12 protein-coding genes and 1 pseudogene are annotated in these 13,107 nt (G+C 50.2%); 6 read left to right on the top strand and 7 right to left on the bottom strand.

All coding sequences use genetic code 11. The features are described 5' to 3' along the window. Positions 1-42: 42 nt before the first annotated feature. The gene (locus C1N64_RS10725; RefSeq protein WP_394514778.1) at positions 43-447 is read right to left on the bottom strand and encodes a TetR family transcriptional regulator C-terminal domain-containing protein; all 405 of its coding nucleotides are present in this window, start codon (positions 445-447) and stop codon (positions 43-45) included. 174 nt (positions 448-621) lie between these two features. Between C1N64_RS10725 and C1N64_RS10720 the strand changes: the two genes are divergently transcribed. Then, complete coding sequence (locus C1N64_RS10720) at positions 622-1,473, top strand: LysR family transcriptional regulator (protein ID WP_185199839.1); 852 nt, start codon at positions 622-624, stop codon at positions 1,471-1,473. Between the two features lie 160 nt (positions 1,474-1,633). Further along, the gene (locus tag C1N64_RS10715; protein WP_394514777.1) at positions 1,634-2,377 is read left to right on the top strand and encodes an SDR family oxidoreductase; all 744 of its coding nucleotides are present in this window, start codon (positions 1,634-1,636) and stop codon (positions 2,375-2,377) included. 221 nt (positions 2,378-2,598) lie between these two features. Here C1N64_RS10715 and C1N64_RS10710 read toward each other — a convergent pair whose 3' ends face one another. Then, positions 2,599-3,006: a nuclear transport factor 2 family protein gene (locus C1N64_RS10710; RefSeq protein WP_033738445.1), complete on the bottom strand. Its 408-nt coding sequence runs from the start codon at positions 3,004-3,006 to the stop codon at positions 2,599-2,601. A gap of 912 nt (positions 3,007-3,918) precedes the next feature. Here C1N64_RS10710 and C1N64_RS10705 point away from each other — a divergent pair. Both C1N64_RS10705 and C1N64_RS10700 read left to right on the top strand, forming a co-directional pair. Further along, the gene (locus tag C1N64_RS10705) at positions 3,919-4,632 is read left to right on the top strand and encodes a bacteriorhodopsin (protein WP_039340894.1); all 714 of its coding nucleotides are present in this window, start codon (positions 3,919-3,921) and stop codon (positions 4,630-4,632) included. After that, positions 4,629-5,438, top strand: coding sequence for a Brp/Blh family beta-carotene 15,15'-dioxygenase (locus tag C1N64_RS10700; protein ID WP_172912372.1), 810 nt, complete (start codon positions 4,629-4,631; stop codon positions 5,436-5,438). The genes C1N64_RS10705 and C1N64_RS10700 overlap by 4 nt, the downstream gene beginning before the upstream one ends. Before the next feature lie 327 nt (positions 5,439-5,765). Here the strand turns inward: C1N64_RS10700 and ycgZ are convergent, their stop codons facing one another. The 4 genes and pseudogenes from ycgZ to C1N64_RS10680 form a co-directional block, all read right to left on the bottom strand. Further along, on the bottom strand, positions 5,766-6,017 hold the full coding sequence (gene ycgZ / locus C1N64_RS10695; protein WP_039340900.1) for a regulatory protein YcgZ: 252 nt from the start codon (positions 6,015-6,017) through the stop codon (positions 5,766-5,768). Between the two features lie 335 nt (positions 6,018-6,352). Next, positions 6,353-7,192 (bottom strand): MBL fold metallo-hydrolase, encoded by an 840-nt coding sequence (locus C1N64_RS10690; RefSeq protein ID WP_164483162.1) that lies wholly within the window; start codon positions 7,190-7,192, stop codon positions 6,353-6,355. 253 nt (positions 7,193-7,445) lie between these two features. Next, a pseudogene (locus tag C1N64_RS10685) lies at positions 7,446-7,704 on the bottom strand (hypothetical protein). 126 nt (positions 7,705-7,830) lie between these two features. Next, complete coding sequence (locus tag C1N64_RS10680; protein ID WP_033738455.1) at positions 7,831-7,998, bottom strand: con-10 family general stress protein; 168 nt, start codon at positions 7,996-7,998, stop codon at positions 7,831-7,833. Between the two features lie 1,782 nt (positions 7,999-9,780). Here C1N64_RS10680 and C1N64_RS10675 point away from each other — a divergent pair. Next, entirely contained in the window at positions 9,781-11,700 is a 1,920-nt protein-coding gene (locus C1N64_RS10675; RefSeq protein ID WP_367143138.1) for a methyl-accepting chemotaxis protein, read from the top strand. A gap of 219 nt (positions 11,701-11,919) precedes the next feature. Here C1N64_RS10675 and C1N64_RS10670 read toward each other — a convergent pair whose 3' ends face one another. After that, entirely contained in the window at positions 11,920-12,423 is a 504-nt protein-coding gene (locus C1N64_RS10670; RefSeq protein WP_205954468.1) for a GNAT family N-acetyltransferase, read from the bottom strand. A gap of 75 nt (positions 12,424-12,498) precedes the next feature. Here C1N64_RS10670 and C1N64_RS10665 point away from each other — a divergent pair, with 75 nt between their 5' ends. Beyond that, complete coding sequence (locus tag C1N64_RS10665; protein ID WP_039340921.1) at positions 12,499-13,065, top strand: helix-turn-helix domain-containing protein; 567 nt, start codon at positions 12,499-12,501, stop codon at positions 13,063-13,065. Positions 13,066-13,107: the final 42 nt, after the last annotated feature.

Here is a 13,107-nt window from a genome sequence, read left to right as displayed (position 1 = left end):
GTCCGCGCTGTACCAAAAGCAGACTAAAACAACCTCACGCCCTCACTCATTAACATGCTGCAAACGACTGGCGTCCCAGGCCTTCATCGCGAAGGTTACTGCGGCATTCAGTTCCTCGCCTGTTGCACCATCACGCGCTTCGGTTGACAGACCTGTTTCAACGCTGTGCAGATACCTGGCCAGTGCCTGTGCATTCGTGTCTGCAGCCAGTTCGCCCGAGTCTGTTGCTTTGAGAACGCATTTCAGGAACCCTTCGCGGATACGGTTGCGGCGTGCTTCAAGAAGCTTACGGATATGCTCATGCCCGGGCGAACAGGTATTGACGGATAACGCGATAAGGCAACCGCTTGGGTGCCCCTGCTCTGTCTGCATAGTTACCGAACGGCGCAACGCCAGTTCAATGGCTTCGCGCGGAGCGAGGTTGTCGTCCCAGAAACAGTCGTTCATCTGACCAGAGGCAAAAAAACCGTTTAACAGCGCTGTTTTTTACGCTTTTTCCGGCTACCTTTCAGTTGCAGGAGCCGTCTGATGCACCGTTACGATGCCTGGCCTTGCAGCAAAGGCATGCCGCAAGTTATCGCTTTTTACCCTTAGTTTGATTTACCGGTATTGAGAGGCCTTATGTTTGACTGGGAAGATCTGCGCTATTTTTCAACCTTTGCCCAGACTGGCTCACTTGCCTCTGCGGCAAAAAAACTGGGCGTCGATCATGCAACCATTGCCCGAAGGATAGCCTCACTTGAAGCGTCGGTTAATCTCAGGCTGGTTGACCGTCGGCCGCGGGCCTATGTTCTGACGGAAGACGGGCATCAGATAGCACGTTACGGAGAACAGATGAATGCGGCAGCCTACTCACTGGAACGTTACTCCAGTGCTGAACAGGATGTTGCAGAAGGTGACGTAGTGGTTGCTGCTCCTCCGGCTTTCATTGGTGCTTTTATAGCCCCTTACGTTGGAAGTCTCCGTCAGGATCACCCGGGTCTTCGCCTGAGTCTCCTGGTGACCAAAGAACGTCTTTCACTTACCCGTCGTGAGGCAGACATAACCATCAGTATGGTCCGCCCCATTGAGTCTGCCGTTCGTACGCAGCGCGTTGGCCAGGTTAAGTTCAGGCTTTACGGCAGTGCAGAATATCTCGCCACACCAGGAGAACGGAGCGTCATCGCTTACGATGAGGACGTGACAGAGACGCCACAGCAGGCCTGGCTGAAAGCGCAGTGCGCGGGGCTGAAAGTTGTGTTCTTCAGTAATGATTTACGTATACAGGCTATTACGGCGGCTGGCCATGCCGGTATAGCGCTGTTACCCGAATACCTGGCGAAGGAATATCACCTTGTGCCGACAGATCCCGATGGCCCGGTTCTCATTCAGGACATCTGGTTGAGCGTTCATGAAGATGTCCGGTATGCGAGACGCATCAGTACTGTCCTGGACTTCCTTAAAGGCTGCCTTGAGCCTGCCTGTAGCTTGTGAATTTTTGCATACTGAGCTGGTGATAATCTGGAATATCACACAGCGTTGCGGCCTCCTATACTCTCCCTGACTCTGAAGACGGGTAATAAACCCGGTGTTTATTACCCGACCCGTTCAGGTTCTCTCGTCATTTCCGGTAACCCAGTAAAGGTAATCTTCTATGAACAGTAATATGAGTGGAAAAGTCATTGTTATCACCGGTACCAGCAGCGGTATTGGTGAAGCCACTGCCCGGCTTTTAAGCGCCGCAGGTGCGAGTGTCGTGCTGGGTGCCCGTCGTCTTGAAAAGCTGACTGCTCTGGCGGATGAACTGACTCGGGCGGGCGGAAAAGCAGAAGTCGTGCAGATGGACGTGTCAAACCGTCAGGATGCCGAAAAACTGATTAAGACAGCTGTAAACACGTTCGGCAGGATTGATGTGCTGATTAACAACGCGGGTATTATGCCCAATTCACGACTGGACCAGTTGCGGGTAGAGGACTGGGAAAAGGCTATTGATATCAATCTTAAAGGCACGCTGTATGGCATTGCCGCAGCCCTGCCCTTTATGAAAGACCAGAAAAGCGGCCATATCATTAACGTGTCTTCTGTAGCTGGCCTGCGTGTTCGCCCTACCACGGCTGTTTATTCAGCGACTAAATTTGCGGTACGGGCTATATCAGAGGGCCTGCGTATGGAAATGACGCCATACAATATTCGCAGCACGATTATTTCGCCCGGACCGGTTGATACGGATTTACCGGGAAGCGTGACAGATGCTGCCGTAGCAGAGCAGGTCAGAAAGATACACGAAACGGCTATCCCGGCAGAAAAACTGGCTGAAACCATCGCGTTTGCAATCAGCCAGCCAGAAGCCATCGACATCAACGAAATCGTTATACGTCCCACCGCAATAGACTTTTGACCCTTGCCCTGAGACAAGCTGGAATGTCGGCAGGGGCACAAGAAACATGCCATCTTCTCCATTGCTTCCCTGACGGAAGCCGTGGGCCCATGAAAGATGCGCACCCTTCACCGTAAAGGTAGAAGCCCCGCGAATGCTGCGGGGCGCTTTTGCGTCCGGTCTCACCCGTATTGCGCCTGCTGGTCGTGCCGCCTCTCTCTCCTCGTACCGGATGAGGCTTCTCACTCACGACAGGCTTCCGACACGGCGTAGCTGTCCTCAAACATACGGAAACGCGTAATGAGCCCCTGTTCGATGTACATATCGAGTACAAATTCGGTCTCAATTAACTTACCGGTTTTTTTAACGCGCGTGGCAAGCTCGCCCGTGGCGACGACGTGGTTGCCGTTGATAAGAATGTCGTTGATGTCGAACTTTTCTGACGTCGTCTGCTCCCGGATTTGCGCATAGAATTCGGCCACACCTGTTCTGCCTTTTTTACGCCCAATCCAGGGAACCACTTGTGTATTACCGGCGATAAGCCAGTCCACCTTTTCACTGACCAGTTCAGCGATCTCGCTCACCGCCTCTGAGGTGGCGATACGATGAAAGAAGGTTTCGACTACAGCCTGAGGTGTTGGCGTCGTCATAAAGTGTCACTCCCGTTAACTGAAGCCCAGGCCCTCAAGATTAATTTAGTGTTCCGGCAAGCGGCTTATCTGCAGATGCGGTTATATGGTGCAGGTCAAAACTCGGGTCACTGACGTGATCGTGTTTCGAAGAGCATGTTGCATAACGCGGGCGCTTTCCCCTTTACCTCGTCACTTGAGATAATGCCGCGATCATTAACGCGGTTTTAATCAGGCAAAATGAAGACGAACCGCTTTCCAGACCTGTTCGCTTTGTTCTGAAAAAACATTTAGTCATGCCGGGCGAGTTATTCTGGATAATCCCTCCACAGGGTAACGCCGCATAATCGCTTTTACTGCTCTCTCTGAGATGAAATGCAGCTTATTGTAATAGTGAGCTGACTGACTTAACAGCAATGTAATGCCAGCGTATTCCGTCACAGAGAAAGGGGATTGCGTCAGCCATATAGTCACTAACAGTGATTATACGAGAAGCTCTTTAATAGCGGCAGGTTAACGCCCTCTGAAAATCTTATCCCGCGCTTAGTACACCATTTTATTTTCTCTAGCGAAAAATATAATTCTGTTCCTTTCGGGTTATTTATTCTCCTTTTCCACAAAATCACCATTTACAAATAAACCATTAATAATAAAGGCAAAAAATACCTGACAATCTTTTATTGATGGACGAAAACTGTTAAAAGTGAAAACCGGTGAAACAGCTCTTTACATTTCTCGCCTGGCCAGTGCCGAATATAAAAGCATTTATTCAACCTGTTTCTCCAGCCGTTTTTGAAATACGCTTCAGTCACTCGCGCTTTGAACAGGTTGCCATATACTTCAGGCATATTCTCATTCGGAATATAACGACTCATTTCAATTTATGGCAGCACAAACGGTTATGTAAAGGCGTCTGTGCAAGGAGACAGTATTATGGATCAAACCGCATTTTTGATCGGGTTTTCGGTCATGGCAATTGCGTCACTGGTAATTTATGCCACAGGCAAAAAAACCTTTCCCTTTCGACATCACACGTTAATGCATGCCTCAGTGCCTTTTATTGCCGCCACCGCTTATCTGGCCATGGCCTTTGGTTTCGGAAATCTGGCCACAGAGAGTGGCAGCATCGTTTATCTCGCCCGCTATGCTGACTGGTCTGTCACCACGCCTGTTTTACTGGCAGGGCTTGTTATGGTTGCCTTTCATGAGCAGAGTAAACCGGGTGAAATGGGCGGGTTTTTAACAGCCATCATCATTCTGGATGTGATGATGATTATCACCGGTCTCGTCTCTTCGCTGGCGGAAACGTTCGCCGCAAAATGGGTATGGTATCTCTGGTCATGTGCTGCGTTTCTTGGCGTGGTTTACCTTCTTTGGGGACCGTTACGTACGATTGCCGCTGAGCGCGGCAGGGCGATGGCAGAGGCTTACAACAAAAACGTCGCATTGCTGACGGTGGTCTGGTTCATCTACCCCATCGTTTTCCTTGTCGGTCCGGAAGGATTAAAAATCATCACCGATCCTGCGTCCGTATGGGCATTCCTGGTTCTTGATATCATCGCCAAGGTGTTTTACGCCTTTTACGCGGCGTCCAGTCTTGAAAAAGCGCTGCGCCATACCACCTTTGATGGTGCTGTGCGGGTATGACTCTGCGGCAGATTGCCGGCTGGACAGGACTTTGGGGGGCAGCGCTGGCTGCCTCTTTCAGTCCGATGCCCGTGCAGTTGATTTTTGCCATTGTCGCAATAGGTGTTATTGGCATGGCTCACGGTGCCAGCGATCTGGCAGTAGTAAAACGCGGACGTAAGGTGCCCTTTCTGGCTGCTTATGGCGTGATCATTCTGCTTTGCCTGTTCTGGTGGCACTGGTCTACGGCACTGGCATTACCCGGTTTCTTGCTGGCATCTGCGCTGCATTTTGCCCTTGAGGATGCCCCAAAGGGAGCGATAACCGAACGTCTGGCCAGAGGCGTCAGCATGATAGCGACGCCGGCCCTCTTTCACCCGCGAGAATACAACATCATTCTTCACCAGGCAGGGCTGGCACCCACTCTGCCCGGCTCCGTGACGTTATGCATGGCGATTGCCGGCGCACTTTGTGCCATTAGCCTGCTCATTACCGGCGTGAGTCGTCACGATGTGCGGCTCATGACCGGGACGCTGGCGCTGCTGCTCCTTCCGCCTTTTGTCGGCTTTTCTATGGGATTTTTGATTCTGCATGCCCTGCCACAAACCCGGTTACGCCGTCTTCAGCTGGGCTATGCGCATTACACAGGCTACCTTTATGCAACCTGGCCGGTGTTTGCAGGAGCGATCCTGCTGGCGGCAGTGACAACCTGTATGATGTACCCGTCCAGTGACGCAGACATTAAATCGCTGTTTGCTGCGCTCGCTTCGCTCGCTATTCCCCATATGCTGGTTACGCCCTACTTCGAGCCAGGTAGCCATGAATAGTGAACTTAATGTGCGCAGTCCCCGCCGGAAACACGCAGAAGCGTCCCTCCTCTTGCAGGATGCCCCCGCGAAAGACAGTTACTGTGGCTTCCCAACAAACCGGTTTGAGGCTCCGCTGAAAATCGCTGCATAGCTGCACGCACGCAATACCGCTATCACGCGAGGATCACTGTTCGCTTTCCGGGAGAGCCGCATGTGAAGCGGTGCGCTTCAGTCAGAATGACGCCAATGCCGCCAGGGGTTTACAGCGGCACAGGCAGTGAAGGTGATACAAGGCATCAGCAGGCAAGGACAGATATTCAGGTTTGGCCTGGCAACCTTAACGGATCAGTTACCTGATTTACGACCGAACAAGAGACCCAGCAGTTCACGGTAGTGCTGTTCTTCTTCTGCACTTCCTGCCAGCTCCAGGCGTCGGACGAGTTTGCTGCAAATAGCCGTGCGGTTCAGGCTTTTTCCTGCTCGAAGTATTTCGGATGCAATGCTGCCCAGCGTTTCTTGCTGCGTAGGCAGTGACGCGCTTTCAAAGTAGCGGGCAATGGCGCTCATGGCGTCGGGTCTGGACGAGTTTTTATACAATGTCGGCTCTGGGGAAATATTTAATGAGTTAACTATTACGTGTCGGTAAAGTTATAGACTTGATGGTCCGCTGTACAGGTGTATTTTTGGAAACGCTTGTTTTCTTTTGCAAAACGTGCTTTTTCCTCCATCCTGGCTGATCTCACGAGAATCTGACAGGCTTTTCAGTCCTGATCCCGGGTGGGTTCACCACCGACGCCACAGCATTCCTGAACTGGTTCTGAATTCTGCGAGATGAGAGAAAGAATGATGTTACCGACACGCTAATCGCAGCGACATTTTCTCTTTCACATCGAAAATGCCCTGCTTAACACGTTAAAGGTGATCGGGAATGATCACTCTTTTTCCGCCCCGGGATTCAGGGCATTGAGTTGTTTCGCATCATGGCTGCAAAAGAAGGTGATATCCTGATGATGCTGACTCAACAACGCACGAAGCTGCTGTTGTGTACGCTTTCTGGCTTCGTTATCCATGGCCATCATCCACTGATAGAAACGTAGCCCTGGCGTACAATGAGGATCCTGCAGCGCCATCTCGCCCTGATAGAACCAGGCGTCGCCGCCGTGAAGCAACCACCCTTCCGACCGACTGACTGCAATACCGGCATGGCCTTGCGTATGGCCGGGCAGTGGCACAAGCAGAATTTCAGCGGGAAGACCTTTGAGTGCGGTTACGGCATCAAAGCCGTACCATTGCTCTCCCTGAACCTGATAGCCTGTCCAGCCAGAAAGGCCGGTCCACTGACCGGGCCGATAGCGTTCGCGGGCCAGCCAACTGTGCCGCTGTTGTGATGTATCAATCTCGGTTTGTAGCAGATGTACCTGCGCGCCAGGGAAATCAGTGAGCCCCCCGGCATGGTCAAAATCAAGATGAGTAAGAACGATGTGACGCACATCGTTAGCATTGAATCCCAGCGCCTCAATGCGGGAGCGTGCAGTGAGGGCTTCCCGCCTTTGAATATTGTTCAGCAACCGAAAAAAGCCAGAAAGACGTTTTTCTGGGTGGCGCATATCATCCCGTCCAAAACCGGTATCGACCAGGACCAGACCGTGTCGATCTGTTTCTATCAGCAGGCAATGGCACACCAGATGGGCATAAAGGCCTTTACTGAAACCATCAAACAGCGCTCCGCCCACCGGGCACATACATCCACAATTAAGATGATGAATTTTCATAATTTACCCAGCTTTAAAATGTTGTAAACGTTCAGACAGGCGGTATCTGGAAACCTGTATGACTGAAGGCTCTGAGAGCATGAGGTGAATGGCTGTACTGCATGGCTGTTCCTGATAACGCACGTGTTTGAAACAAAAGAAGCACAGGCAGACAGCCGTCGGAATGCACGATGCCTGGCGTTCAGAACGTACATGAGTAATAAGCAGTGCATGGGGAACGAAGCGCCTCCGGCCTGGCTATCGTTAGTATTGCTCAGCTGAGTTTTACATCGGTGGATTTTTCCTCTTCAAGCCTCTTCGCACGCCGTTGTGATGCTTCTTTCAGGCCGAGTGGAGAGGCAAGCGCAATGCGCGTCTGCAACCAGTCCCTCCAGAGCATGGCATTTCAGATGAACAATGCGACGTTTATCGCGGGCATCAATAATCTGATCAAGGCGCGAAATTTGCTTTTCAGCACTGTAAACGTCAGAAAGGTCATGAATAAACAGATCAAGTAACGTTTTTACTTTCACAGATTAACCACCCTTCCGGCCAGTGATAAACATAAAAGAAGGATCTCTACGAATAACAGCAGCGTTCAACGGGCGTTGTTCATGGAGCGCTCCCTGCTCCGCAGTCTGTCCTTTAATTAAAGTGAATCAGGAGCCACGATGGCTGTTTTGTCCACCTTTCTTACCTGCTTCAGAGGCTTTTTCGCGGTCGTTCTTGAAGTTACCACCGCTATGCTGGCCGCCTTTTTTGCCGGCTTCAGAAGCTTTCTCTTTATCTTCAGCGAAATTACCGGAACCGCCACGATGTTCAGTCATGATATTTCCTCCTAAAAGTAAAAGTTACATGCTTCATTTCCATGCTAAGCATGGCATTGTAAGGCTATAAAACTTTTTTAATACTGCAAGCGTGACGGAAATTCTTTCTGGGGATTTTACGGGGCAACCTTATACAAATCTCGCATCCGGCTTAACGCTTCCTCTCCGTTTCTTACCCTCACTTCGTCCCACGGTTAAAGAAAAAACAAACAGAACAGCGGGTTGTGAATCATTGATTATTACCCACCTTCCTGAATTATTTCTTAAGGAAATTTTCCCGCCTGAAAAAATCCAGACAATTATTTGCTAACCCTTTTTCCATCTCACTTATACTCATTGTAATACACGCATGACACGCCCGATGTTTTATGGTGCTTTACCGTTGCGTTTTGGCTTTCCGCCGGATGCTTAACACATTTATAAGATTACTCTCAAAAGCCGCCGCCATTAATTTTTACAGGAATCAGGATTATTGTACAAATTTGCCCATTAACCGTCTTCAATAAAAGAATTATTACCGGGTAAAGTTAAAGCGCTATCCGATGCGAATAAAAGTAGCGGTCATGAAAAATAGTTCTCACTGGTACTTTAAAAAACCTTATACGCTATTCTTAGCCGGCAAGGACTGGCGGAGAGGGGTTAAGAAAATAGGGATAAGCGCCGTGGCGGTGGCGGACATTCAGCTACACATCCTAAAAAGACGTTCGGGGCTCGACAAAAAGAGAGTGGCATTTAACGTTAACATCCTTTTACAGAACGATTGACGCTGGCCGCCCTGTATCAGGCGTAATCGGGGGTTAACGCTTTACCCGTCCGAAACGAAACCTGCCATGTCTGAGTCACGGGCTCACGCCCAGACGATGCTATTGCCACATATCGGCAGTTTCGGGTTAAGCCCACTGAGGCTGGCTTGTAATTTCACTGAGAATCGCCCATGTCTGGTGGAAAACTGCGATTTTTATTTATAGGTAACATCATAAGCCTCCCTGTGAGATTCCTGCTTCAGCGTATTTAATCAGATATTCCTGCGGATATTATTCATCCTGCGCGTCAGCTTCTTCATCGCAAAGATAATACAGATGCTGCGCCAGCCCTGGGCCGAAGTAAAAAAACGCCCCCACTCAATAGCGGGGGTGAACCAACTAAACAGTTCCAGGCTACTTTAGCTGTAGGCGCCAGCAGGCACCCACGTTAAATTATTATTGTACTGATGCCTGAGCGTTGCAAACGAGGCGGTAATACCACTCAGGATTATCAGCCGGACTTTTTACAGGTCTACTGCGATATTAAATTGTCCTGAAAAGTAACCGGGCAATTGCTTTGTTTAAAAAGAGCTGACATGAGAATGATTAAGCGAGTCAGGATGTTTTTGAAATTTATTTAACAGAAATAACCGTACACACACTTAGCCTGTCTTTACTACGCCTTTTCCGGCACCACTGACACCTTCTCTACTCTGTTTCGTGTGAAAAGGCTTAGCCTGTATTTCAACCTCAAAAAGCACACTGCCCTTTTTACCTGTCAAGGTAGTACGTGCCCCAGCGATATCCCGACTCGTTTAAAAAACACAGTTAGAATACAGATGGTAACGCGAGCAATAGTTAACGCCATGATTTTCAACCTGTGGAGAAAGAACAATAAAATTGATCAAAATCAAAGAAAGTTAAAAACGGCAGATAAAAAAACAAAAGAAGCATAAGGAATGTATCTTTTGTGCCGATACACGATTACCGCCTGAGAAAACCTAAGGCTCGGGGTAACGTTCAACACAGGGTTAATTAAATGAAAATTATAAAAAGCTTTTACAATTTAAAGATAGGCGGGAAACTGGTTCTGGGTTTTCTGTTAGTTATTCTTGCCTCACTGATTATCTCTTCGCTGGCGCTCAAATGTTTTTTAAATATCAAAGAGAACTCTGCCAAACGTGACATTACCGTACAAATGCTGGATTCACTGGCTAAAGCCCGGCTTAACCGCACACTTTTTCAGTATACTCGTGAGACGAAGTTTATCGAAATCAATGGCGAGGCAATGAACCAGCTTTCGGGTTTACGGCAAAGCCTGGAGCACTACTCCTGGTCCACGGCCGGGCGTGAAAAGCTTTCTGTTCTCAGCGTTGCCCTGAATCAGTATCGGGAGAAACGGCAGACTTTTCTTGCGAGTACAGACAAAACCGTCCTCTCCTTGAATGAACTGAACCGCCTGGAACTGGCCGCGCTGTCAGAAAAACTGGCTGCCCGACAGACGTCCGTTCCTGCTGACGCTGCTGCTCAACTGCTCACGCTGAGCCTGAAGATCGAACAGGCCGCGTTTTATGTGCAGGCATTTATTAAAACGCCAGACTCGTCATCGCTGGATAAATTTGCTGGCATCAGGGATACCCTCTCATCGCTTAAGACCCAGCTGTCCGGTCCGTCCGCTTCAGAATTCACTACCTTGTTAGCCGAAGTGGAGCAAAAAACAACGTCCGGCCCTGTGCTGTTGAACAACTATCTTCTTGCCGTTAACGCAGAGAAACACGCCTCAGACGACATGACGGCCGCCGCAGGCAAACTCAATCAGTCCATGACAGATTTGGCTTTCTTCCAGTCTCAGATGGCTGAAGAGTACATACATACCGCCCTCTGGCAGATAGGTTTCACTACGATTACCTGTATTATTCTTAGCCTTGTTGTCGCCTGGAGAATGACCCGTAGCATTACCGTTCCCCTGAAAGAGACGCTTTCTTCAGCAAAACGCATTTCAGCAGGCGACCTGACGTCAGAAATAACCAGTTCGCGTACTGATGAACTGGGCGAACTGATGACCACCGTCGGTGCCATGAATCACAGTCTGCGCACTATCATTTCGAAAGTCCGTGACGGTGTGAACAGCGTAGCTCGCGCCTCCTCTGAAATTGCAGCAGGTAATACTGACCTTTCCTCACGAACAGAACAGCAGTCCGCAGCCGTTGTAGAGACCGCTGCCAGTATGGAAGAGCTGACCTCAACCGTAAAACAGAATGCTGAGAACGCCCATCATGCCAGCCAGTTGGCTACCGAAGCATCACATAACGCCAGCCGTGGCGGGGAAATTATCAGCGACGTGATCGCCACGATGGGTGGGATAAGTCAGAGCTCGGGCAAAATTGGAGAAATCATCACTGTCATTAACGGTATTGCTTTCCAGACGAACATTCTGGCGTTGAATGCCGCGGTCGAGGCGGCACGGGCAGGCGAACAGGGACGCGGCTTTGCTGTGGTAGCAGGTGAAGTACGTAGCCTGGCACAGCGCAGTTCTGTTGCGGCAAAAGAAATTGAGGCACTCATTCGCGAATCCCTGGAGCGCGTAAACAACGGTACCGAACTGGTTAACCGTGCCGGTAATACCATGGGAGATATCGTCAAATCCGTCACTCAGGTCAGAGATATTATGGGCGAAATCGCTGCCGCGTCTGACGAGCAGAACCGGGGCATTACCCAGATAGCGCAGGCGATGACGGAAATGGATACCACGACGCAACAGAATGCTGCGCTGGTTGAGGAGTCATCTGCGGCGGCCAGCAGCCTGGAGGATCAGGCGCTGGAACTTGAAAAAACCGTGGCCGTATTTCGGTTACCGGCGCCCTCTTCAATGACCGTGACCAGCGCTCCGGTGATCGCGCGCAGTCGGCACATTCCGGCTTCAGTGAAAACCTCAGACGCCAACTGGGAGACATTTTAAGGCATAACGCAAGGCCGTGCTGGGGCGCTGTGTGTGACGCGCCTCAGCCAGAATTTATGCGCCTGGCCATTGGGAGAATATGGAAAAGCGATCTGCTCAGGTTGAGGTTGGCGAAGACCCAGAAGCCTTTATTATGAAGTCGTTTACTGGGGATCACGTATCGTTCATCCTGAACGATACGACTGTTTTATACCACATTCTGCGGGTCTTAAATGCCATTTATTCCGGGGATGCAAGACGGAGCTGCAGAAACGTCAGGTCCAGCCAGCGGCCGAATTTCGTGCCCACTTCAGCCATTCTTCCCGCCTCTGAAAATCCCAGTTTTTTATGCAATGCCAGTGATGCTACGTTTTCAGATTCAACGCCTGCGACCATAACATGCTTACCTTGTTGTGTAGCCAGCCTGATAAGCTCGCGCATAAGTGCATAACCCGAACCGGCCCCGCGCGCATCTTTATGGATGTACACAGAGTGTTCAACGGTAAATCGGTAACCATCCCACGGTCGCCAGTCGCCATAGGACGCATAGCCCGTTACCTCGTCCTTCTCATCTGCCGCCACAATGACGGGAAAACCCGCGGCCTGACGTTCTCTTATCCATTTGATGCGATTCAGGAAATCCACCGTTTTTTCATTCCAGATAGCCGTCGTATTAAGCACGGCATCGTTATAAATTTCCGCGATGGTTTCAGCATCGCTTTCCGTTGCAGCACGAATATGCATGATAGACACCCCGTTATTAATTCACTAAAGTAGACAAATCGTACAACATCTTACTTATCCACTATATTAAACAAAATGTCCAACAAAGAAGATGAACTTAATTCCCGTATCGGACACAAAGTACGGCAGGAAAGAGAAAAAAGAGGGTGGTCTCTGACCGAGCTGGCGGACAACTCCGGCGTATCACGGGCGATGATACATAAAATCGAACGCGGCGAGAGCAGTCCGACAGCAACGCTTCTGGCCCGCCTGTCGGGTGCGTTTGACATGTCGATGTCGCAGTTGCTTGCCCTCACTGAGGCCCGTAGTGGCTCACTTCTGAGGCATGAAAATCAGCCCCTGTGGCAGGATCCGGAAACCGGTTATATTCGCCGACACGTTTCTCCGGGACGTATCCCGATTGATTTGGTCAGCGTTGAGCTTCCCGCCAATACTGCGGTACCCATGCCGTCGGTTTCATATCTTTCACGACGGCAGCTCATCTGGGTACTTGAAGGCAGGCTGACGTTTGTAGAAGGTGCACAGACATTTGACATGATGACGGGCGACTGCCTTGAGCTTGGTGACCCTGCAGACTGCGTATTCAGAAATGATACAAATCAGGTATGCCGTTATGCCGTCGTTGTGCTCAATCCCAGCTAAGTCCGCTTCTGTTGGGTACATGACGCCAGCCTTCTAAACCAC

The organism is Pantoea sp. SGAir0215, from assembly GCF_043543215.1.
Note: the sequence above shows the minus strand (reverse complement) of the source record. Positions and strands in the feature narration are given on the sequence as shown.